This is a genomic window from Corynebacterium sp. LaCa54 (assembly GCF_046717495.1).
Taxonomy (GTDB): domain Bacteria; phylum Actinomycetota; class Actinomycetes; order Mycobacteriales; family Mycobacteriaceae; genus Corynebacterium; species Corynebacterium kefirresidentii.
Genome location: NZ_CP177115.1, coordinates 2,271,928 through 2,295,786, shown reverse-complemented (window position 1 = coordinate 2,295,786; position 23,859 = coordinate 2,271,928). Strand labels below are relative to the sequence as shown.

Below are 23,859 nucleotides of genomic sequence, written 5' to 3'. Positions count from 1 at the left end.
GCATTCAACAAGTATTTCAATTATTCTAGAAGTACGCCTTCAAGAGCCATTTAACGTAGCTGTACAAATTCCTAGCTGTAAGTCCTAAAAAGACTTCAATCCGAGACGTATTACTGAGATGTGAATTCAAAGAAGGAGCTAATCTAGATGGCTGGCACTATCACCAACGCCTCGAAAAATGACAATAACTCAACTTGTTTGGCGGAATTGCCGGGACCCAAGGTTTACCCGTTTGTCGGAACTGCATATTCGGTTGACCCTAATAACATTGTACAATCCGCAACTAAGCTTGCTAAAGAACATGGGCGATTTTATCGACAGGTAATCCCTGGGACAGAGCCTTTCTATGTAGTGAGCTCCTTCGCACTGGTGGATGAACTATCGGATGAATCCCGATTCCATAAATTAGTCCACCCTGCTCTGCAAGTAGTGCGTAATTTTGCGGGGAATGGACTGTTTACTTCTGAATTTGATGATCCGGAGTGGGGCAAGGCCCACCGTATTCTCATGCCAGCCTTCAACCCGTTAGCGTTGCGAAGTATGTATGGTCAAATGACGGACATTGCGGACCAGTTAATGCTTAAGTGGTCCAGAAATTCTTCAGGAGCGGCAGTTGACGTTGCTAATGATTTCACTCGTTTGACTCTCGATACAATCGCACTATGCTCGTTCAGCTATCGGTTTAACTCGTTTTACACCGAAGGTTTCCACCCGTTTGTCAATGCAATGGCAAGAGGCCTACATCATGCAGGCCGAAAAGCGCACGCACTTGAAATTCAAAAAAAGCTTGACTTTATTGGTCAACACCGGTTCCAAGGGGACATTAAAACCATGGAAAATACGGTGGATGAGCTGATTTCAGAACGGCGTCGGAATCCCAGCGCTGAGGGTGATGAAGATGTTCTCGACGTGATGATGAACGCTGAAGATCCGTCGACCGGTGAAAAGCTAAGCGATGAGAATCTCCGTTACCAGCTCATTACTTTTCTGATTGCAGGCCACGAGACTACCTCAGGACTTTTAAGTTTTGTGGTGTATGAGTTAATCAAGAATCCGGAAGTCCTTAAGAAGGCTCGAAAATTAACAGACAAGGTTTTGAATGGTCGCTTTCCTAAGTATGAAGATCTTAAAAATCTGGGATACATAGACCAGATCTTACGTGAAGGCCTGCGACTATATCCGACGGCACCAGCATATGCTGTGACACCTTATAAAACCACCACAATCGGCGAAAATGGAGGAACGGCTGGCGAACCTGTAACTGTTAATCCAGGCGACACTCTTCTTGTCCTTTTGGGACACATGCATCGTGATCCGGCTGTGTGGGATAGCCCTGAGGAATTTAGACCGGAGAGGTTTGAATTTGAGAGTGCAAAGAAAATTCCCCACAACGCTTGGAAGCCGTTTGGCAACGGCGAGCGATCCTGTTTAGGCCGTGCATTCGCCATGCAGGAAGCGACAATGGTTCTTGCTTTAATTATCCAACACTTCGATCTTGAATTCGCTGATCCTTCATACGAACTGACCATGTTGGATGGACTCACTTCGAAACCGAAAGACCTATTGATCAACATCGCTCCGCGAGAAAAGTTCCCGTACCGGGGTCGAGGCGGGGAGTCTGAGACCGAAGCAGGTGGGTCGATTTCCGGCGAGGAAAAGTTTGACAAGGTTGCGGTTGCCGAGCCAAACGGGCATAAGCTGCGGCTATTCGTCGGATCCAATGCTGGGACTTCTCGGAATCATGCGAAAAAACTGGAAGCGTTCGCTAATTCGCAAGGTTTTGAAACGGAGGTGGCTGACCTCGATGATGCAGTTGATGACCTGCACTCTGGAGACGTAGTAATAATTGCTACCAGCTCTTATGAGGGATTGCCGCCGGAGAATGCGAAGTCTTTTTTCAAGTGGCTGACCACTGGGGACTGTCCTGACTTAGGTGAAGTAAGCTTTGCCGTAGTTGGTAGTGGTAATTCCGAATGGGCGGAAACGTTCCAACGCGTGCCGTCAGTCATCGATCAGGCTATGGAAGCGGCGGGGGCTAACCGGCTCGTCGATAGAGGAGCTGTAGATGTTCGCGGAGACTACCTCTCGGATTTCGCGGACTGGGAAAAGCAGCTTTGGCAGGCTATTGGAGATCATCTTTCGGTAGAAATTAACCGCCAAGACGAAGCGAATTCAGTTCAGATCCAGTACATGAGCGAAGGTCGAGCAGATGCCCTGTCGACCGATTCGGAGAGCGAGTTTTTTGAGGCCGAAGTTCAAAGAGTTGTCAGGCTTTCAACCGCCGCAGATGGACCGATCAATGATAAGTACCGGGTGGATATAGAGCTACCTCAAGAAGTTAATTATTCTACAGGTGACTATCTTGAAGTACTACCGCGAAATCCAGAAGTTTCAGTAAATCGCGTTTTGGATCGATTTAGGCTTTCAAGCGAAGCCCGCATAAAGCTGAACGGCAAATCTACGATTCTTCCAGTCGGCCAAGTGATGACTCTTACTGAACTGCTTACTAACTACGTTGAGCTTGCAACTCCAGTTAGTAAACAGCACATCGGCATCCTACAACGCAACTGTGTGTGCCCCCCGGAAAAGAAGGAATTGGAAATGCTCCTTGAGCCGGCCACTTATGCTCAGTTGTTGAGGAATAGGACCTCATTGATAGACCTCCTCGAGAAGTATTCATCAATTGATTTGAGCTTTGAAGAGTATTTGTCCCTCCTTGAGCCACTGAAGCCCCGCCGCTACTCTATTTCCTCCTCCTCTTTGGCGTCTACGAATCGGGTGTCCCTTACCTTCTCTAGGCTAGAGTCTCCAGCTTGGTCTGGAAGTGGAGTTTTTTCCGGTGTTGCCTCTAACTATCTAGCTGGACTAAAACCAGGGGCAAAGGTTTGCGTTTCCGTTGTTGGTGGAAACCCCCATTTCCGCGCCGATGACGTGGACAAACCAGTGGTGATGATTGGTGCGGGTACAGGGATCGCACCTTTAAGGGCGTTTATCGAGGAACGCGCGATTCAATCACGGAATAGTAGGCGTGCTGTGGAACCTGTACTACTCTTTTTCGGATGCCACGGACCAGATTCGGATTACTTGTATCGGGAAGAATTGGAAGTCTGGGAGAAAGACGGTCTAGTCGACGTTAGGACAGCCTTTTCTAGGCATCCAGAAATGAATTCTTCCCAAAATGAGGTGAAGTACGTCCAAGACAAAGTATACGAGAATCGTCACGAGGTAATGGACTATATTTCCAGGGGCGCGAGGGTCCTAGTTTGCGGAGATGCGACCAAGGTTGCGCCCTCGGTGCGTGAAGTCATGCGAACGATTGTTGGGGAACATCTCAACCTAGATGAAAGCGCTGCCGCCGCTGCAGTTGGAAAGATGGAACGAGAATCGTTTACCTATGTCACTGATGCATTTTCATAAAATTGCAACTAGGTAATTTAAGCCGTGAAAGGAAAACAATGTCAAAATACACACTGCAACCTAACACTCAGCATGGTGTTCCTAGGAAGGAAGTTGTTCGTCAGTTCCTTTACTTTCTTAACGTCATTCGGAAAAACAACATCTTTGAGTTCGGTTCGGCGCGGGAGGTAAGGTCCGACTTTGAGACTATTCGAAGGTTTGGGACGTTGGAAAGTGGCGCATTGGCGAATACCGCACGCCGTCACCCTGAACGTCTGGGCCTAGTTGATGATGACGGCGAGCTAACGTTTGGTGAGTGCTTCGAGCAAGTGACTCGACTAGCAACCGGACTTCTCAAAAACGGTGTGGAGGACGGAAGCAATGTAGCCGTCATGGCACTAAACGGGCGTGCTGCAATATTTCCGCTTTGCGCACGTCAGATGGCTGGCTACCATATTTTCATGATTAACGCCAACAGCTCTGGCCCCCAGATCGAGCGCGTGCTTGAGTTCCATGAAGTTAAAACCCTCATCGTGGACCAATGTTTCTACGAAAGGCTTACGGAGACTACTAAGAAGACGTGTCAGATCATTATTGGTCACGTGGAGGATAGCTCCTCCCTCCCTGAGGATGTCCTTACTATGGAGGGAATCATAGAAGCCGGCAGTCCTAATTTGAGCCTCCTGCCCAAAAAGCCTACGAAGTCTCAGCATGTCGTGATGACCTCGGGTACCACAGGAATGCCGAAGGGAGTTGTACGCCGTCAGCTTAAGTCGCCTCAGGGTATTGGACCGGTTTTGGACGCTATCCCATGGCGCCGAGATATGTCTGTCCTTCTTACAGGCGTACTATTTCACTTCTACGGCTGGGGTAATATGCTGTTGTGCTTATTTACCGGTTCGACGATAATTACTCAACGCAATTTCGATTCAGCGAAAGCACTTGAACAAGTGGAACGGTATGGTGTGGATGCGTGGATCAGCTCCGCCTCTCGGCTTCGCGGGATGATAGGTTATTTGGATAAGAACGGTATTGACCGCGTGCCTGGCCTTGAGTTTGTAACGTCCTCGGGTAGCCCCCTCACCCCTTACGAGGTGCAAAAGGTAAATCAAAAGTTCGGCCCCATTTTCCACAATTGCTACGGTTCCACTGAAACTTCTGGTCTTGCGATTTCGGCAGCCGAAGACTTGGCGGCAGACCCAACGTTGACTGGTACTATTCACCCAGGCTCAATGATTGAGATACGAAACGATGACGGTCAAGTGGTTCCCGACGGCGAAGTAGGGGAGATTTTCGCCGGTGCCTACGACATGTTTGCCGGATATACCGATCCATCAATTGATATTAAAACTCAAAATGGGCTACTGCGTATGGGTGATCGCGGCTATAAGAAGGGAAATAAGCTATACGTGGGCGGGCGTGCGGACGACCTAGTAATTACGCAGTATGGTGAGAAGATTTTCCCTTCTGAGCTAGAGGACTTACTGATCCGAGACAGTCGTGTCGCAGAGGTACATGTACACGGCGTTCAAGATCCTGACTTTGGCCAGGCTCTCCGTGCCTACATCATTCGGGAAGACGGCGTGAGTTCGGAGGAGCTTACAGAAGATGAAGTTCGCCGGCTAGTCCGCGAGGGCTTGTCCGACGCGCACACTCCTCGCGACGTGTTTTTCGTTACTGATCTTCCTCGCAACCCAATGGGTAAGGTTATACGCCCTGAGCTTCCTGGCAAGTCGACAGCCTAGAGAGTTCAATTCGTCTGTGTAGGATGAGATTTTTCTAAGCCTATTCTCCCCTCTGCTTGCCTTCTGATATGAACTGGTCCCCAAAAGTTGGGCTGGTTTAATTCTAGGTGGTTAGACGTTCAAGGGCTTGATTCCGATAGTGCATCGGGGTCAGGCCCTTTAGTCGTGGTTGGATGGGTTCGGTTTTGTACCACTGGATGTAATCTTCGATAGCATGGGTGAGTTCCTCGACGTTGCTAAAATCTTCTCCGTGGTACATCTCGGTTTTAAGTGTCCGAAAGGTTGACCATTACTGCGTTGTCGTCACAGTTGGCTTTACGCGACACTGACTGAACACCGCCGTTGTCGTGAATCAAAGTACGCCAGGTCGACTGCTGGTATTGGAAGCCTTGGTATAGGTGTGCATCACCCACCCAGGCTTCGGCGCACAAGCCGCAATCGCTTTTGTCAATGAATTTGGCGATAAACTCTATCGACGGTGATGGCGACACGGTGTGAGCGACAATACAGCGGTCGAAGAGATCCATTACCGGTGACAAATACACTTTGCGGCCTGCAACCCTAAACTCGGCAACCTCACGCTTTGAAGGCCTTTCACAAGACATAGCTTGCCATGGAGCAAGACTCGACCAAACAAAACAAGGACTGGATCAACGCGAACACCAACATGTTGAGCTGCAGCCTAGTAACCATAACTCGGGCCGCCAATTCTCCCGCTGCGCCACTGACAACGAACTACGTGCGCGAATACAACTGCTCCCCACTAGAGTAGGTAATTGATTTCTCAGGCGAAGTAATGGGGAGCAGTACAATACGGAAAGGCTGGGGGCTTCAGTTGGGAATACTTCTGAATGCCCGGGTGGTGGAAAATTATATAGTGGGGTCACTCTACAACCAGCTAAAACTACGAGCAATCTAGCAAGTTGCTCAAATTTTTCGAGATGCCGCCAAGATTAACCAGAGCGACTAAACTACACTTCTTCAACATAACTGAGTGGGGACCGTTGCTTGACGAGGGATTCGGTGGATTTCTCTTTCGACTGCTATCCACTGGTTGTTAAATTGAACAATTCATTGCTTAAAGGGGTATTTTTGACCCCGTACTCATATCACTATATGAGAAAGCCTGGAATGCTTGGGGCTAAGCATCAATCAACGCCGATGCAAGCTGCTACTCTGAAAAGCCCTGAAATGCCCGCATCCCCAAACGTTCTATCTTCTTTGCTTTGTGACGAAGAAGGCTGCCGATTTTGAGAAGAACTCCCTTTTCATGTTTAGCTTAGCTACTTCTTTACGGGGTACGTCAAGTTTGGCGTGCTTGTCAATATCCAGGTCTCGCTAACTTGGCTGTCCATCGCTAGAGGAGGACCTCTGAGACCCGAGTTGGTTGATTGGCGTAGACTTCGTGAAGTAGGCACCGTAAAATCCTTTCTCGCCTAGCTACACGAATGCCGCGGCCGCATTAACGCGTTTTGTAAACAGCCACCGCACAAAGGTCTCCGGCAGACGCATGAACGACCAGATAACCGCGCTCGGTGTTTACAATCTGAGGAAATCACGAGCCTCCGAACTACCTAAAGCCCGAATTGCTCGACTACCTGGGCCAGAAGCCACTGAAATTTTCAACTGCTCCGCTCGGGCAGGAGGTTAGCGAACCTTGCGGGCGATTTCTTGTGCCATGTGTTGTTGGCCTAATGCGGTGGGATGAGCGATTAGATTGCCCTCGGGAAGCCCGTGGAAGTTGGAGTTTCGTTGATGCGGCGGTTTGCACCAACCTTCATCGTCATTTGGGGGGCTGATGTAAGTCGTGTGTGACTCCAAAGCTGCTTGTTTAAGCGTATAGTTCACCTTAGTGAGAAAGCTTTCAATGTATCGTCGATCGCTTAGGGAGAGAAAGCCACTTTCTGGGCACGTGTGCTCTGGGGTCGCGGCTGTGTAGTAACCTGTGAAGAATATTTGGGCTGCCGGTGCGCGTCTCTTTACATCGTTGGCTATATCGATCAGTCGCTGTTTAAGATTCCTGCCAGTGAAATCGGGGTTGTAGATACTTCCATCTGTTACAGGCTCGGCGAGGGGCGCGCACTCGGGTAGTCCGGGAATTTGAACGTGGGGTGCGCAACTAGCAAAAAGGGCGGCTAGGCCTGCGTCGTTTCCCCCGAGACTAATGGTGACTATTTTTGTGTCGGGGGTGAGATGTTGCTTCTGAGGACTTGGAGCGGTGAGAGGCAGAGCGTGATGTTGAGGGTTGTCATATTGGTAGGTAAACGCCCAAGCGCAGGTGGCATCGTCGAGCTGGAGGTTGAGGAGCTCAGCTAGTCGGTGGGGGTAGTTGTCTCGGTCTCTGACGCAGGCCGGGGTGCTCCCCGGAGCAGGCCGTGTGATTGTGCCCGTGGAGGCGTAGGAGTCCCCGAGTGCTACGTATTTGTCTCCTGGTCGGAGGGCTTGAGCGGAGGGTGCTAGGGCCGTGGTTGTAAGTATTGCGGTAAAAAGTGCGGCAGTGATTTTTTGGGCGTGCAAGAGTCTATCCAATGTACTAGGGAAGAAAAGCCTAGGCCTTTGATTGTTTACTCGGAACTGGCGGCATGGGGCTATTTTGCAATGTTTCGCCCAATGAAACGGCCATATTCGTGTGTGCCGTGGGCATTGAGGTGGAAAGGCAGGTTTCCTGGTGCTGGTGGCATGATGTCGACGAGATTTACCCACCATCGGTCTGGGGAGCAGGCGTCGTGTCCTTGGGACATCGGCCATGCGTCGAGGAAGGTAGCGTTGTTTTGTTGCGTGACTTCACGGAGTGTGTTTTGGAGGCGCTGTTCGGTGCCAGCGGTACTACCGGCTGGGATGGGTAGTGGGTTTGATGACCCCAAGCCACTGTTGTAGCAGGACATGTTATTGAAAGATACATGTGGGTAGCCGACAACAATGACTTTAGCATTTGGTGAATGGTGATGTGCTACGCTAATGGCGTTACGCAGACCGCTTCGGATTGCGCGTTCCGAAGCAGCAACATCAGACCCGTATGGGTATGTATCGTTGGCGCCTGCGACAATGACTACGTTTTTGGTCTGTGGGTTGAGATCGCCGCGTTGTGCTGCAGTTCGAAGTGCGTCTTCAATGTGTATACCGCCAGTTGCGAAAGAGGCGCCTGCGCATTGGTTGATCGACGTGGGCGCCCCCAGAAGCGATGGCTATTTCATTGGCAATGGAGCCGTCGGTGACGCAGCCTACTCCAGTATTTGTCTTGACTTTGGCTTTATTTTGCAAGAAATCGGTGAGCGTTGGGTTTGCTACCACGCTGTCTCCGGTGAGGACAGTGTTGCCTGGTACTGCGGCTGTTGCAGTGATATTTCCGGCCATGAGAGCTGCGGCTGCGATGGAAGTTGCAACCATTTTAGTGTGGAGTCGCATTCTTAGGTTCTTCCTGGGATTGTCGTCTGGTTAACGCTTTTGAAGTTCGCTGGTGATGATTCTGGCCATTCCGTCGTGTCCGATATCTGTCGGGTGCATAGGCATGACGGAAGGTGCTGCTTGAGTTTTCAGCGCTACAGTCCAACGCTGAGTGGCGTCAGGTTGGCAAGTGTCGTGGGTCTTGGCCTGGTCATAGAGGTTGATGAAGTTGGCTCCTAAAGCTTGTGCTGCGCGTCCGATTTCACGGTTGAATTCGGCTTCCGCATTAGTAGCACCTGGGAAGGAGATAGGCACAACTCTGATGCCATCGTTAATCGCACACAGCGTGTCATTTACAGTCATTGGCAGGTAGTTGACCATAGTGATCCGCGCTTTGGGGGGCAACTCGGCGGATTTTGTCGAACTCTGAGCTGAGTAGCGCTCGATAGTTGGATCCTTTAGGAATGTTTGGGAGGGTGGAGTTGGCTAGGGCATCTATATGAGTGTCTGGCTGAAGTCCTCCGTACATGAAGACGACTTCTTTAGTGTTGGGTCCGATATTACCGGTACGAATCGCGTCATTTACATAGGCGTCCACCCAGTAGCTGGTTCCGTTGCAGGAGTAATCTGCGAGGGTGTAGTGGAAGTTATCGGCGGTTTGATGTGCCCAGTTCCGTTTGTCATTAAAACAGGGGTGGATTTGGATGTAGGGCTTGTAGGGGCTTGTAGATGCGCGGCTACCAGGTGCTCCGCCGTTGGCGGTAATAGAATCACCGAAGGTTACCATTTCCTGCCCTTGGCTTGCGTTGGCAGTTTGGGCGAGGGAGAAACTCACGGTGAGGGCGATGAAGCCGGCAGTTATCCTGTTTTTTATATTTTTCATGGTCTTAGGGATCGGGAACAATAGGAGTGTGTGAGGTTTGCTCATCACCCTGACAAACGTAGTGCTTATACAGGGAAAATCCAATTCTGAGGGGCGGTAATTCCTGTTATGGGGGTGAAAATTGGTAGCCGTGTGAGCTTAGAGGCTCTTGAATCCGAGTCTGTGAAAGTATCATTTTTCCGTTTGTGACAAGTGCGAGTTTCCCAGCCTAAGTGTTTTGAAACAGTAACGCGTGAATAGGCGCTGATGCACCGGTGTATATTTAACTAGCAGAGGGAATAGGTGCAGCGGGAGTGCGCGAACGCTATGAAATACTGCAACGTCGCGTATAGAAAACCGGTTTTCCGCTGACTTGCAACCGTCGTCCGAAACGATGGCCGTACGGCCACTGACAGCCAGTCAGAGGAGGGGGAATTAAAGAGCGGCTCAAACGCATCGCATTGGGGAGGAGATCGACAGGGAAGACTGTCCGAATGGTGCCTCCCCTCGAAAACGCGATTGTCTAACGACTTGATCCAGTTCGACATGAAGTAGAGTTTTGGAAAAGAAAACTGGTTAAAGTCGACAATCTTCTACGTCCATGCTGTACTAACCGATTGCTTCGCTTTTCATAAGATCTGAAAGAACCTATGGCCTAGCAATAGGCGCCCAACCTGTAGCACGCCAATCAAGAGGACGCTTTCCCTAAAACTAGATGATAAAAGATTGCGGGTGGGAGGCGCATGCCTAAACTAGTGCCGTGCTGCAGGAGCTTTCAATATCACTAGCATGTAGTAGGGTGCCGAGTGTTAAATGGGGGGGTAACCGCCCAAAACACTGCCTAGTGCGCTGAGAGCCAGTTCGGAAGACTGAAAGTCGTTCAGTAGCTCGGAAGAGCCAGTCTCGTTGAGGAAATTCGAGGAACCCAAGTCGCCGAAAGAGGAACCGCCAACCTCAAGGTTAACCTCTTCTGGGTAAGTCGGAGACGACATTGGTGGAAGCTCCGGGAGGTTTACTTCCGGCAAAGATATGTTCGGGAGCTTAATTTCTGGGAAGTTTCCTCCAGAAATGTGAACTAGAAGGTCTTTAATGGGGCCAGAAACGATTTCGTTGATTTGAAGCAGTACGGCCATAGCCATTCCTTCAATCGTGGGGATAGTACTGGGTGGTACGTTCACAGGTGTCACAAAAGGGGTGCAACAGCTACGTCTCAAATGTTATTTGCGTCAGTACAGGTTCCGAGAAGCTACGTGGGCTGTTTCTTAGTGGCATTTAAGCCGGACATAGGTGTTGGATCTGGATGAGGGCATTGACTTGTAGCTTGACATTCAACAATCATTAAATAAACGATCCTTAAATTATTCGTTTACTGGGGTTTCGGGGAGTTGTAAATCCTGCGTAACTAGCCCAATCTAGAGCCGATTTCGTCGCTCCATAAGCTTGCGTGGGTTGTGATCCGCGACTATACAGGGGCCCATGTTCGCTATTGAGAATCCAAGCACAGGCAAGAGTGAAGACAAGTTTGAACGCATCGATGATTCGCAGCGCGATGACATCCTAGACCGTTCCACCGCGGCCTACGATGCATGGCGTAGTACTCGCATCGAGGAGCGTACCGCGGTTTTGTCCCGCGCTGCAGACCTTTATGAAGAGCGCATCGATGAGTTGGCAGACCACATCGGTCGTGAAATGGGCAAGCTGACCCGTTGGGCAAAGGCTGAAGTGCAGATTGTTGCCGATATCTATCGCTACTATGCCGAGCATGCGCACGAGCTGCTCGCAGATGAGTACCTGCCGGCTCAGAACGCGCACAAGACCGTGGTACGCAAGGAGCCGATTGGCCCATTGTTGGGCATTATGCCGTGGAACTTCCCGTACTACCAGGTAGCCCGCTTCGCAGCTCCTAACCTGCTGCTGGGTAACACCATCGTGCTCAAGCACGCTTCCATCTGTCCGCTGTCTTCCCAGGCATGTCAGGACATCTTGGAAGAAGCTGGTCTGCCGAAGGATGCGTATATCAACATTTATGCTTCCGGTTCCCAGATGGATGCTTTTGTAGCGGATAAGCGCATCAAGGGCGTTTCTTTGACCGGCTCCGAGGGCGCAGGCTCTGCCGTTGCTAAGACCGCTGGTGAAAATTACAAGAAGTCCGTGCTGGAGCTGGGTGGCAATGACCCATTCCTGGTTATCGATGATGAGAATCTGGAGTGGGTATTGGATCAGTACAACCTGATTCGCATGTATAACACCGGCCAGGCCTGCAATGCGCCGAAGCGCCTTATCGTTCTAGAGGACTTCTATGACCGCACTGTGGAGTACCTGGAAAAGAAGATCGGGGACATGAAGGTCGGTACTTATGATGAGGAGAATGCCGATATCGGTCCGCTGTCTTCCATCGGCGCCCGCGATGAGATTGTGGAGCGCCTCGAAAAGGCCGCGGCCAACGGCGACGCCAAGATTCGCGTAGGCGGCAAGAAGATCGATCGCGAGGGCGCCTACATGGAGCCTACCCTGCTTACCGACGTCGACCCATCCGCCGACGTAGGCTGCAACGAGATCTTCGGCCCAGTGGCGATTGTGTACAAGGCCAAGGACGTCGAAGAGGCCATCGAGATTGCCAATAACTCTGAGTACGGTCTGTCTAGCTCCGTGTGGGGCACTGACTTGGATGCTGCGTTTGAAGTAGCCAACCAGCTCAACGATGGCATGACGTTTGTTAACGAGGCGTCGGTAACCGCAGCAGGCCTGCCATTCGGCGGCGTGAATCGCTCCGGCTATGGCCGCGAGTTGGCGCGCTGGGGCGTAGGCGAGTTCGTCAACGAGCACCTGTACCGCGTGAGCGGACAGGATAATCCGGGTAATTCCCCGGCAATGTAGCGGCGTGTCTGTCTAGCGTAAGTCTCAAGTTCAACTTAAACTTGAGTACACGATAGACAGCTCACGCCGTAGGCATCGGTCCGGGGGAGGGGAACCCTCGGAAAGGTACCGCGGCAAATCTTCAAGGACGTTTACCTATGCGCAAAAGCACTTCCCCGAGCAAGGCTCGCAAGGGCCTTGCTGTGGCCGCAGTACCTACCGCCATCGCCGTGGGTTTGGCCCTGCTGCCAAACGCCACCGCACAATCTTCTGTAGGCGATCTCTCTTCCGCAATCGGCGGCGATTCCAGCCTGTCCGATCATTTCGCACCGAAGGATCCACCCGCCCGCACCCCGCTGAACACCGAATACCCGGATGTTAAGGGCCTGCCGGAGGGCGTGAAGATCAACCGCGTGGAGTACCTAACCAACCGCCACTTGATGGTCTACATCAAGTCTGCGGCGATGCCGGACAAAGAGCAGAAGGTGCAAATCCAGCTCGCCCGTGACTGGTACTCCCACCCAGAAAAGAAGTTCCCAGAGGTATGGGCACTGGATGGCCTGCGTGCACGTGACGATGAGTCCGGCTGGACCATTGAAACCAATATTTTGAACCAGTACGCCGACCGCAACGTCAACCTGATCATGCCGGTAGGCGGCGAGTCTTCCTTCTACTCGGACTGGGAGCAAGCAGACCGCGGTAAGCACTATATGTGGGAGACCTTCCTGACCAAGGAATTGATCCCGATCCTGGACAATGAGTACCGCTCCAACCACAAGCGCGCGGTAACCGGCCTGTCCATGGGCGGTACTGCCGCGATGAACCTGGCTGAGCGCAACCCGCACCTGTTTAGCTTCGTGGGTTCTTTCTCCGGCTACCTCGATACCACTACGCGTGGCATGCCGGAAGCCATCATGGCTTCGCAGCGCGATGCCGGCGGTTATGATTCCCGCAAGATGTGGGGCCAGCCGGGCTCCCAAAACTGGATCGACCATGATCCAAAGCTGGGCATTGAAAACCTGAAGGACATGAAGGTATATGTCTCCGCAGGTTCGGGCAAGGATGACTTTGGCAACGCCAACTCCGTGGCTAAGGGCCAGGCAAACCTCGCTGGCATGGGCTTGGAGGTCATCTCCCGTATGTCCACCCAGACCTATGTTGATTATGCGAAGCGCGCCAAGATTGACCCTGTGGTTAAGTTCCGCCCATCCGGCGTGCACAGCTGGGAATACTGGCAGTTTGAGATGCAGCAGGCATGGCCATACATCGCAGATGCATTGCAGATGGACAAGGCCGACCGCGGTGCGGACTGTGAGGCAATCGGAGCCATCGCTAAGGAGACCAAGAGCGGCGTTATTGGCTCTTGCTTGAATAATGAGTACGACGTCGCTAAGAAGGGCAAGGCCCAGGACTTCGAGTCTGGCACCGCTTACTGGTCCCCAGACACCGGTGCGCATGCCCTCTTCGGCCGCATTGGTGCTCGCTACGCCGAAATCGGCGGACCAACCTCCTGGCTTGGCTTCCCGAAGACCGGCGAGTCCAAGACGCCAGATGGCAAGGGCCGCTTCGTGCACTTTGAGCACGGCTCCATCTACTGGTCCGCGGAGACTGGCGCTTGGGAGATTACCGGCGATATGTTCCAGGCTTGGGGCAAGAATGGCTACGAAAAGGGCGACCTGAAGTACCCGACCGGCTCGGTAAAGAAGGTCGGTGAGGGCTACATGCAGGAATTCCAGGACGGAATCCTTACCCGTAACCCGGATGGCTCCAACCAGGTAGTACACGGTGCTATCGGCGCCAAATACAAGGACATGGGCGGCGCGGAGTCTGCGCTCGGCTTCCCGACGTCCGGAGAGAACGCCGTCAATGGCGGCTTCTTCCAGACCTTTGAAAAGGGCAGCATCTACTGGTCCCCGAAGACTGGTGCGCACTACATTCTGAAGAGCAAGATTATGGACCGCTGGGGCCAGGCTGGCTGGGAGCAGGGCGAGTTCGGCTGGCCTACCTCTGACTACTCCGAGATTGCCGCTGGTGGCTTGAGCCAGGAATTCCAGCACGGCAAGATCAGCGAGGTTCTGGGCCAGGTTCGGACCGAGAAGAAGTAGTCATGCGCAAGCTAGTAGTAGTGGGCGCGGCGCTGTGCTTGACCCTTGCGGGGTGCGGTTCTGCCACGGTGGATAGCGAACCTTCGCAAGAGACCGAGGTCGCGCCCCTCGAGCGGGAGTCGGAGGCCCCTACCTCTGCGGAAGAGACATCCTCTAAGTCGCAGGAAGACCGCGGTGCGCGTGAGATCTCTGAAATTCCCACCGCCGAGCTGCCGGAATCGGAAGCCAAGTACCTAGGCAGGCTAAAAGACGCCGGCGTCAACGTCGATGGCGTAGAAGATCAGCTCCTCGGCGCGGGCAAAGCAGCCTGTGATGAGAATGATGTCACCCTCTCTGCGGTCGCCGGCCAGCTTGTTGAGCAACAGCGCACCACGATGGGCTTTGAAGAGCTTTCTAAGCTGATTGCGGATTCCGCACGTACAGGGATTTGCTAGGTTCACCTGGTACAACTAATCCATGAGAAAAACCATTACCGTTGTCGCAGTCCTCGTCGTTTTAGCTGTTATCGGCGTGGGCGCGTCGCGTTACCTCAACCAGGGCACGGACTCCCCAGCTCCGCATTCCACGGAGCAGGCTGCGCCACCGCCGCAGCAGCCCGAGTGGTGCCCGCGCGTGGAGTTCATTTCCGCCCCGGGTACGTGGGAATCTGCGGCTGACGACGATCCCCTTAATCCTTCTGCCAATCCGCGCTCGTTCATGCTGTCTATTACGAAGCCATTGCAGGAGGCCTACGGGGAGGACGTGAAGGTATGGACCCTTCCTTATACCGCGCAGTTTAAAAACATCAATGCACAGCATGAAATGAGCTACGACGATTCCCGCAATGAGGGAACCGCCAAGATGAATGATGAGCTGCGCAGTGTGCATGAGAGCTGCCCGGCAACCAAATTCATTGTGAGTGGCTTTTCTCAGGGGGCGGTCATTGCAGGTGACGTTGCCGATGAGATCGGTGGCGGCCAGGGTGCAGTGCCGGCGGAAAGCATTGCAGGTGTGGCCCTTATTGCAGATGGTCGCCGCCAAAATGGCGTTGGCCAAAACCCAGGCCGCAAGGTCGGCGGCGTGGGTGCGGAAATTGCCCTCCAGCCGGTATCCGGTTTAGTTCAGCCCATCGTTCCGGGTGCGTCCATGCGTGGTGCGCGCCCGAATGGGTTCGGTAGCTTGGCGGATCGGACCTTCCAGATTTGTGCGCCCAATGATTCAGTCTGTGATGCCCCGCCAAACGTGTCTAATGCGCTGGAGCGCGCGCAGGGTTTGATTGCCGCGAATGGCGTCCATGCGCAGTACGCCTCTAATAGTGGTGTCATTGATGGCACGACGGCTAACCAGTGGGTAGTGGGCTGGGCCCGACAGCTTATCGACGCCGCGTAACAGCAATTCCCCACCCTCCGATAGTTTTATTAAAGAAACCATTCACTTAAGGAGATTCCATGGATCTGAAAGCGCAGATGGGGCAATTCCTAGCGCCCGAGTTCAGTTTGGCCCAGCTGGCAGAAAGGCTCTACCAGGCGGAGACTGACCCAGACCGTGTGGTTATGCGCCAGTGGATCTACGGTGAGGAAGAAACCTGCCGGGAGCTTAGCCGCGCGCAGGTCAATAAACGCATCAAGGTGGTGGCGGCGCGACTGCAGCAGGTAGCAGATCCGGGCACCCGCGTTGCCATCTTGGCTGGTAATTCACCGGAATACGTCTTTGGCTTCTTGGGTGCACTGTACGCGGGTATGGTGCCGATTCCGCTTTATGACCCCAATGAACCGGGCCACGCGGACCACTTGGAGGCGGTATTCGGTGATTGCGAACCGCCTATCGTGGTGACGAATCGTGTTTCTGCCGCCGCTGTGCGTAAGTACTTCTCTGCCCAGCGTGAGCGCCCGCGGATTATTTCCCTCGACGCTCTTCCTGATTCCTTGGCTGGTTCTTGGACACCCGTGGAGGGAAGCGCGGAGGACACCGCTTTCCTGCAGTACACGTCTGGGTCCACTCGGACCCCGGCCGGCGTGGAGCTCACCAACCGAGCGATTATCACCAATGTTGCGCAGATCTTCCAAGCACTGCAATTGCAGATGCCGGCTCGCATCGTCTCCTGGCTGCCAATGCACCACGATATGGGCATCATTTTGGCCGTATTCGTTACCATTTTGGGCTTGGACTTCGAGATGATGACCCCACGCGATTTCATCCAACACCCAGACCGCTGGATCCGGCGTTTGACCGCCGGCGAGCAAGCTACGTACTCCGCTATCCCCAACTTTGCGCTGGAACTGGCCGCGCGCCATGCCAAGGATGCTGATTTCTCGCACGTAGCAGGCATCATTATCGGCTCAGAGCCGGTAACGGAGGCGGCCGTGGATTCCTTCTTGAATGCCTTCAGCGTGGATCGTTCCGTGCTGCGCCCGTCCTATGGTCTGGCAGAGGCGGCGCTTATTGTATCTACCCCGCAAACCGACAAGCGCCCAGTCATCTCCCACTTCAATCGTGCCGAACTGGCCGCGGGACGCGCCATCATCGAGGATAAGTCCGACGCGACTGTGGCCTATGTGTCCAATGGGCAGTGCGTGCCGCATCAGCACCTTGCCATCGTGGACCCGGAAACGCGCGCTGAGGTCAAGGACGGCGTAATCGGTGAAATCTGGGTGCATGGTCCCAATATGGCTACTGGCTACCTCAATCGGCCTGAGGAAACCGCCGTGACCTTCCGCAATACCTTGGGTGAGCGCCAGCAGGACGGCCTGTCAGAAGACGATTACTGGATGGCAACCGGTGACCTAGCCGCCATCGTGGATGGTGAGCTTTATATCACTGGCCGCCTGAAGGACCTCATCGTCATCGCTGGGCGCAATCACTATCCGCAGGATATTGAAAGCACCGTACAAGCAGCGTCCACGCAGGTGCGACCGGACTCCGTTGCCGCCTTCTCTGTGGAAGGCAAGGATTCTGAATCTCTCGTATTGTTGGTGGAGCGCGCCGATGATGCGCAGCCGGCCGGCGATGCAGAGGCGTCCGCAGTCATCCGCACCGCCGTCACCTCGCATCATGGAATTACGCCAGATGACATCGTGTGGAAGGCCCCAGGGGAAATCAACCGTACTTCTTCCGGCAAGATTGCGCGCCGTGTAGCTAAGAAGAACTATGTAGGGATCTGATTTATCGCTAACAAAGTGACAAAATATAGCGATATATCCTCTTGCCATTTAATAACTTCTCGTAATGAAAGACCTTTTATGACCATCGAGCAACTGCGAGCATGGCTGCGTGACTGGGTCGCCCAGGCCACCGGTGTTTCCCCAGAAGAGATCCTAGATTCCAAGCCCCTGGAAAACTATGGTCTTTCTTCGCGGGATGCTGTAGTGCTATCTGGCGAACTGGAAAATCTACTCGGTACCCGCCTCGATGCCACCGTGGCATACGAGTACCCAACCATCGAATTGCTGGCAAATCGCCTGTTGAACGCTCCAACGCCTCAGCCTGAGGCGCACTCTCCTCGCATAGCGCATGGAGCCGATGCCGCGGTTATTGGTCTTTCGGGCCGCTTCCCGGGTGCAAAAAATGCCCAGGAATTCTGGTCCATGCTGGCCGAATCCCGCGCCGGAACAGGTCCACTGCCGGTAGGACGTTGGTCCGAGTACTCGGCGGACCCTGTAATGAGCGAGAAGATCACCCAGCAAAATACCGATGGTGGCTATATCGAGGATATTGCTTCCTTCGACGCTGAATTCTTTGGTCTTTCTCCACTCGAAGCCGCCAATATGGACCCCCAGCAGCGCATCCTGTTGGAGCTGGTGTGGGAAGCGCTAGAAAACGCTGGTGTTCCTGCCAACGAGCTGCGCGGCACGCAGACTGGTGTGTACATGGGCTCGACCAATAATGACTATGGCATGCTCATCGCCGCCGATTCTGCCGAGATGCATCCTTATGCGCTGACCGGTATTTCTTCGGCTGTGGTGGCCAATCGCATTTCCTATGCCCTGGATTTCCGCGGCCCTTCCATCAATGTGGATACGGCCTGCTCCTCCTCCCTCGTAGCCGTCAATCAGGCGGTGAAGGACTTGCGCACGGGAAGCGCGGACGTGGCGCTGGCCGGTGGCATAAATATCCTCGCCGCTCCCCACGCGTCGACGGCGTTTTCTGAATTGGGCGTTACCTCTCCGACGAGTGCCATTCACGCTTTTTCTGACGACGCCGATGGCATCGTGCGCGCCGATGCCGCTGGTGTCCTCGTCCTCAAGCGTTTGGAGGACGCGGAGGCGGACGGCGACGATATCTTGGCTGTCATTAAAGGCTCGGCCGTCAACTCCGATGGGCACTCCAATGGCTTGACCGCCCCGAATCCGGAGGCACAGGAGGATGTTCTCCGCCGAGCTTATGCCGATGCGGGCGTGAATCCGCAGGACGTGGACTATATCGAGGCCCACGGCACCGGCACCATCTTGGGCGATCCGATCGAAGCTTCCGCTTTGGGGCGGGTGCTCGGCGCCGGTCGTGGCGCGGATGCGCCGATTTTGCTGGGATCTGCCAAAACCAATATCGGCCACTCCGAATCCGCTGCGGGCGCGGTGGGCCTTATCAAGGTCATCCAGTCCATGCGCAATGATGTGATTCCGGCGAATATCAATTACTCGGCGCCGAACCGTTATATCGATTTCGAAGCAGAACGCCTGCAAGTAGTCGAGGACCCGCGCGAGTGGCCCGAATACTCCGGCCGCAAGGTCGCTGGCGTATCCGGTTTTGGCTTTGGTGGCACCAATGCGCACGTCGTGCTCACCGATTACCGCGGCACCCCGGCCGAGCGCGAGCCGCAGCTTTCCACCGACACGGTCGCGTTGCCGGTCTCTGGCCTCTTGCCATCGCGCCGGGCACGCGCTGCGGCCCTGTTGGCGGACTTCATTGAGGCGGAAAAGCCCGCGCTTGTCGACGTCGCCCGTACCGTCGCCCGCCGCAATCACTCCCGCTCTCGCGCCGTCGTGGTGGCTAGCTCCGCCGAGGAAGCAGTCAAGCGCCTGCGCCAGGTGGCCGAGGGCAAGGTTTCCGTGGGAATTGCCGCTGCGGATTCCCCGCAGGTGCCGGGTCCGGTATTTGTGTACTCCGGATTTGGCTCTCAGCACCGCAAGATGGCCAAGGACATGATTGCGCTCTCGCCACAGTTCAAGGCCCGCTTGGAAGAGCTAGATAAAATCGTGGACTTTGAGTCCGGGTGGTCCATCATGGACATTGTCAACGATGATGCGCAAACATATGACACCGAGACTGCTCAGGTAGCCATTACTGCTATCCAGATTGCAGTGACGGACTTGCTGGCCTCCTTTGGTGTGCGCCCTGCCGGTGTGATGGGCATGTCCATGGGCGAGATCGCAGCGGCCTATGCCGCGGGCGGTATTTCCGCCGAGGACGCTATGGTAATCGCCTGCCACCGCGCGCGGTTGATGGGTGAAGGTGAGGCGTCGCTAAGCGATGCCGAACAAGGAGCCATGGCCGTAGTTGAGCTCTCTGCCGAGGATATTGCCGCGCTTGATGGAAACATCGAGCCTGCCGTGTACACCGGTCCAGGAATGACCACCGTGGGCGGCCCGCGCCAAGAGGTGCTGGACTTGGTGGAAAAGCTCGATGGCGAGGGCAAATTCGCCCGCGCTCTCAATGTGAAGGCGGCCGGGCACACTTCGGCCGTAGACCCCATCCTGGGAGAGTTGCATGCTGCCATCGCAGGTATGGAAGCCAAGCCGCTGCACACCCCGCTATTTTCCTCCGTCGATAAGGGCACGGTCTATCGTCCTGGAACCACCGTGCATGATGAGGATTACTGGCTGCGCATGACCCGCCACTCGGTCTACCTGCAGGATGCCACCGAGGCAGCCTTCGCTGCCGGGCACAACCAGCTGGTAGAAATCTCGCCAAACCCGGTTGCGCTCATGGGGCTCATGTCCACCGCCTTTGCGGTAGGCAAGGCCGATGCGCAACTGCTGTATGCCCTAAAGCGCAAGGTAGATCCCACCGAGTCTCTCCTCGACTTGCTCAGCAAGCTCTATGTCGCCGGCATGCCGGTGGACTTCGGTGCGGTCTTTGGCTCTGGCGCACGCGTAGAAGCCCCCTATACCCAGTTCAACCGCCAACGTTTCTGGACCAATGCCCGTCCATCGGCCGGCGTTTCTGGCCTGCCGGGCGCACGCGTTAACCTGCCCGAGGGCAAGGTTGCCTTCTCCACCAATGCGGACCAAGCGCCATCCGCCCTGGCCATCGTCGAGGCTGCGGCCGAGGCCGTCAAGCCAGGAGCACGCATCATCGCCACCGAGGAACACGCCGATTTGCCACCGCACGGCGAGGTCACCACGATGGTAAATCAGTCCATCGGCGGTATGTCCGTGGCTGTCTACGCTGTTCGTGGTGCACAGACAGAGCTGGTGGCGGAAGGCTTTGCCTCCGCTTTGGATTTGGGTGCGGCGCCTATTCCAGGCGTGGCTGAGGTTCCTGAAAGCGCGCCTGCAGCGACGGAAGAAGTCGATGCCGTGCGCTGGGATCCCACGGAGGAAACCGTAGAGGACCGCCTCGCGCTCATCGTTTCTGAGTCCATGGGCTATGACGTATCCGACCTGCCGCGAGAGCTGCCGCTCATTGACTTGGGATTGGATTCCCTGATGGGTATGCGCATTAAGAATCGCGTGGAAAATGACTTCCAGATTCCGCCGCTGCAGGTACAGGCGCTGCGCGACGCCTCCCTGGCGGACGTCATTGCCATGGTGGAAGAGGCCGTAGCTGGCGGCAGTGTGGATACCAGTGAGATCGCTACTGAAGACACGCCGGCGCCAGAAGAAGATGAGCCGGGCCAGGGCGTGGGTGTTGCCCCGCGCGATGCTTCCGAGCGCATGGTCTTTGGCACGTGGGCTACCTTTACCGGCAAGGCCGCGGCGGGAGTGACCTCTGCACTGCCAAAGGTAAGCGACGAGGTTGCTAGCAACATTGCCGAGCGCCTCACCGAACGTGCAGGCATCGAAGTCACTACCCAGCAGGTCCACGAGGCTGAGTCCTTGGAGAGCCTGGCTGACTTGGTCCGTGAGGGACTAGAGACCGAGGTAGAGGGCAATATCCGCGTGCTGCGCGAGGCCGACGGTCCCGCTGTATTCATGTTCCACCCAGCCGGTGGCACCACGGTGGTCTACCAGCCACTGACCCGCCGCCTGCCCGAGGATGTGGCTGTCTACGGAGTCGAGCGCATCGAGGGTTCGCTAGAGGAGCGAGCCAAGGTATATGTCGAGGACATCCTGCACTACGCTCGTGGCCGCAAGGTCGTGCTCGGAGGTTGGTCCTTCGGCGGCGCGCTGGCCTACGAGGTGGCCTACCAGTTGCACAAGCGCACCCAGGACTCGGTAGAGGTGGCGTTTATTGCGCTGCTCGATACCACCCAGCCATCCCACCCGGCCCCGGATACCCCGGAGGAAACCCGTGCTCGCTGGGAGCGCTACGCGGCCTTTGCCAAGAAGACCTACGGGCTGGACTTTGAACCGCCGTACGAGATGCTCGAGACCATGGGCGAGGATGCGCTCATGACCATGTTGGCGGAGTTCCTCGCTACTACCGACGCCTCCGAGCACGGCCTAGCCGCGGGCGTGCTAGAGCACCAGCGTGCCTCCTTTGTGGATAACCAGATTCTGGCCAAGATTGACTTCCACCGCTGGGCCGATGTGACCGTGCCGGTTCTGCTTTTCCGCTCCGAGCGCATGCATGACGGTGCGATTGAGCTGGAGCCGCGCTACGCTGAGATTGACCCTGACGGAGGTTGGGGAGTTATCGTTAAGGATCTAGAAATTGTGCAGCTGCAAGGCGATCACCTTGCAGTACCGGACGAGCCGGCCATCGGCATCGTGGGCAAGCATATGAACGAATGGATCGAGGAGAAGGTACGTGGCGGCCAAGCAGACAACCGCTGAGAAACTCGCTGACCTGCGTGAGCGCCTAGATAAGGCGCAGGACCCAGGAAGTGAGCGCTCGCGCAAGCGCCGCGACGAGGCTGGACGCACCACGCCTCGCCAGCGCATCAATGAACTGCTAGATGAGGGGTCCTTCGTCGAGACTGGTTCTCTGGGCAAGACCCCTGGTGACCCTGAGGCCATCTATTCTGATGGCGTGGTCACCGGCTATGGCCGCATCTCCGGCCGCCCGGTGTGCATCTACGCTCACGATAAGACCGTCTACGGTGGCTCTGTCGGCGTGACCTTTGGCAAGAAGGTTACCGAGGTCATGGATATGGCCATCAAGATTGGCTGCCCTGTCATTGGCATTCAGGATTCCGGTGGTGCCCGTATCCAGGATGCGGTGACCTCGCTGGCCATGTACTCCGAGATCGCCCGCCGCCAGCTGCCGCTGTCCGGCCGCAGCCCGCAGATTTCCATCATGATGGGTAAGTCCGCTGGCGGCGCCGTTTATGCCCCTGTGACCACGGACTTTGTCATTGCCGTGGACCAGGAAGCGGAAATGTATGTCACCGGCCCAAACGTTATTCGTGAGGTCACCGGTGAGGACGTTACCTCCGCCGAGCTGGGTGGCGCTCGCCAGCAGGAGCTCAACGGCAACGTTTCAGCCGTAGTTCCTTCTGAGGAAGACGCCTTCGACATGGTGCGCGATCTCTTGGATCACCTGCCGCTAACGTGCTTTGATGAGGCCCCGGAATTCGCCGCGCCTTCCGACGCCGACGTGGCCGAAGACGAAGACCTCAATTCCTTCATGCCGGATGACACCAATGCCGGCTACGACATGATGGACTTGTTGACCCAATTGGGCGATGACGAGGACATCATTGAAATTCAAGAGAACTTTGCGCCCAATATGATCACCGCCTTTGGGCGCATCGATGGCAAGACGGTGGGATTTGTAGCCAATAATCCCATGCACCTTGCAGGCTGCATTGATGCGGACGCCGCCGATAAGGGCGCACGTTTTATCCGCATCTGCGATGCCTACAACATTCCGTTGGTCTTCGTGGTGGATACTCCGGGCTACCTACCAGGCGTAGAGCAAGAAAAGGTCGGCCTTATCCACCGCGGCGCCAAGTTTGCTTTCGCCGTGGTAGAAGCCACCGTGCCCAAGGTTTCGCTCATCGTGCGCAAGGCCTATGGCGGTGCTTATGCCGTGATGGGGTCGAAGAACCTGACCGGTGATATCAACTTGGCGTGGCCAACCGCACAGATCGCCGTTATGGGTGCCGCAGCCGCCGTGGTGATGATCGCCGGTAAGCAGCTAGACGCCGCCGAGACCCCTGAGCAGCGCGAGATGACCAAGAAGATGTTCATGGACTTCTACGATGAGACCATGACCGCTCCCTATGTTGCGGCTGAGCGCGGCTATTTGGACGCCATGGTTCAGCCGAGTCAATCCCGGTTGGCTCTCCGCCAAGCGCTGCGGCAGCTGGCAACGAAGCAGGAAAGCGACCTGCCGAAGAAGCACACCATTGCCCCGATGTAACGCCATGTGCTTGGATTAGCGATAGGAATATAAAGTCCCAATCCTAGTCAAGGAGTTATTTATGATT

At 55.0% G+C, this 23,859-nt stretch carries 17 protein-coding genes; 9 read left to right on the top strand and 8 right to left on the bottom strand.

The annotated features are described in order from the left end of the window. Positions 1–147 precede the first annotated feature (147 nt). Together ACLI1M_RS11020 and ACLI1M_RS11015 are read left to right on the top strand one after the other, a co-directional pair. A complete protein-coding gene (locus ACLI1M_RS11020; protein ID WP_248099971.1) occupies positions 148–3,417 on the top strand; it encodes a cytochrome P450 in 3,270 nt (1,089 codons plus the stop codon). Positions 3,418–3,455: 38 nt separating this feature from the next. Next, a complete protein-coding gene (locus ACLI1M_RS11015; RefSeq protein ID WP_248099973.1) occupies positions 3,456–5,141 on the top strand; it encodes an AMP-binding protein in 1,686 nt (561 codons plus the stop codon). 103 nt (positions 5,142–5,244) lie between these two features. Here the strand turns inward: ACLI1M_RS11015 and ACLI1M_RS11010 are convergent, their stop codons facing one another. The 8 genes from ACLI1M_RS11010 to ACLI1M_RS10975 form a co-directional block, all read right to left on the bottom strand. After that, the gene (locus ACLI1M_RS11010; RefSeq protein WP_023020071.1) at positions 5,245–5,400 is read right to left on the bottom strand and encodes an IS3 family transposase; all 156 of its coding nucleotides are present in this window, start codon (positions 5,398–5,400) and stop codon (positions 5,245–5,247) included. Positions 5,401–5,407: 7 nt separating this feature from the next. After that, entirely contained in the window at positions 5,408–5,668 is a 261-nt protein-coding gene (locus ACLI1M_RS11005) for a hypothetical protein (RefSeq protein WP_023020070.1), read from the bottom strand. 1,120 nt (positions 5,669–6,788) lie between these two features. Further along, positions 6,789–7,847, bottom strand: a complete 1,059-nt coding sequence (locus tag ACLI1M_RS11000) for an SGNH/GDSL hydrolase family protein (protein ID WP_369075366.1) — start codon at positions 7,845–7,847, stop codon at positions 6,789–6,791. Next, positions 7,730–8,254 carry a GDSL-type esterase/lipase family protein gene (locus ACLI1M_RS10995; protein WP_411706741.1) on the bottom strand — a complete coding sequence of 175 codons (525 nt, stop codon included), beginning with the start codon at positions 8,252–8,254 and terminating at the stop codon, positions 7,730–7,732. Before ACLI1M_RS10995 ends, ACLI1M_RS11000 begins: the two co-directional genes overlap by 118 nt. After that, a complete protein-coding gene (locus tag ACLI1M_RS10990) occupies positions 8,250–8,528 on the bottom strand; it encodes a hypothetical protein (RefSeq protein ID WP_411706576.1) in 279 nt (92 codons plus the stop codon). The genes ACLI1M_RS10995 and ACLI1M_RS10990 overlap by 5 nt, the downstream gene beginning before the upstream one ends. A 48-nt stretch (positions 8,529–8,576) precedes the next feature. After that, positions 8,577–8,888 carry a hypothetical protein gene (locus ACLI1M_RS10985; RefSeq protein ID WP_411706575.1) on the bottom strand — a complete coding sequence of 104 codons (312 nt, stop codon included), beginning with the start codon at positions 8,886–8,888 and terminating at the stop codon, positions 8,577–8,579. Next, entirely contained in the window at positions 8,875–9,456 is a 582-nt protein-coding gene (locus ACLI1M_RS10980; protein ID WP_411706574.1) for a hypothetical protein, read from the bottom strand. The genes ACLI1M_RS10985 and ACLI1M_RS10980 overlap by 14 nt, the downstream gene beginning before the upstream one ends. A gap of 740 nt (positions 9,457–10,196) precedes the next feature. Next, positions 10,197–10,520 (bottom strand): hypothetical protein, encoded by a 324-nt coding sequence (locus ACLI1M_RS10975; RefSeq protein WP_411706573.1) that lies wholly within the window; start codon positions 10,518–10,520, stop codon positions 10,197–10,199. 343 nt (positions 10,521–10,863) lie between these two features. On the opposite strand from ACLI1M_RS10975, the gene ACLI1M_RS10970 reads away from it, so the two are divergent. The 7 genes from ACLI1M_RS10970 to ACLI1M_RS10940 all read left to right on the top strand — a co-directional run bounded on the left by ACLI1M_RS10970 (position 10,864) and on the right by ACLI1M_RS10940 (position 23,792). Further along, positions 10,864–12,264 (top strand): NAD-dependent succinate-semialdehyde dehydrogenase, encoded by a 1,401-nt coding sequence (locus ACLI1M_RS10970; RefSeq protein ID WP_248099977.1) that lies wholly within the window; start codon positions 10,864–10,866, stop codon positions 12,262–12,264. Between the two features lie 137 nt (positions 12,265–12,401). Further along, positions 12,402–14,348, top strand: coding sequence for an alpha/beta hydrolase-fold protein (locus ACLI1M_RS10965; protein ID WP_248099979.1), 1,947 nt, complete (start codon positions 12,402–12,404; stop codon positions 14,346–14,348). Between the two features lie 2 nt (positions 14,349–14,350). Further along, positions 14,351–14,782, top strand: coding sequence for a hypothetical protein (locus tag ACLI1M_RS10960; protein WP_239206628.1), 432 nt, complete (start codon positions 14,351–14,353; stop codon positions 14,780–14,782). A gap of 22 nt (positions 14,783–14,804) precedes the next feature. Then, positions 14,805–15,716: a cutinase family protein gene (locus ACLI1M_RS10955; protein ID WP_248099981.1), complete on the top strand. Its 912-nt coding sequence runs from the start codon at positions 14,805–14,807 to the stop codon at positions 15,714–15,716. Between the two features lie 59 nt (positions 15,717–15,775). After that, positions 15,776–17,488 carry an AMP-binding protein gene (locus tag ACLI1M_RS10950; RefSeq protein WP_411706572.1) on the top strand — a complete coding sequence of 571 codons (1,713 nt, stop codon included), beginning with the start codon at positions 15,776–15,778 and terminating at the stop codon, positions 17,486–17,488. A 78-nt stretch (positions 17,489–17,566) separates the two neighbouring features. After that, on the top strand, positions 17,567–22,261 hold the full coding sequence (locus ACLI1M_RS10945) for a type I polyketide synthase (protein ID WP_248099985.1): 4,695 nt from the start codon (positions 17,567–17,569) through the stop codon (positions 22,259–22,261). Then, positions 22,236–23,792, top strand: coding sequence for an acyl-CoA carboxylase subunit beta (locus tag ACLI1M_RS10940; protein WP_248099987.1), 1,557 nt, complete (start codon positions 22,236–22,238; stop codon positions 23,790–23,792). The genes ACLI1M_RS10945 and ACLI1M_RS10940 overlap by 26 nt, the downstream gene beginning before the upstream one ends. Positions 23,793–23,859 lie beyond the last annotated feature (67 nt).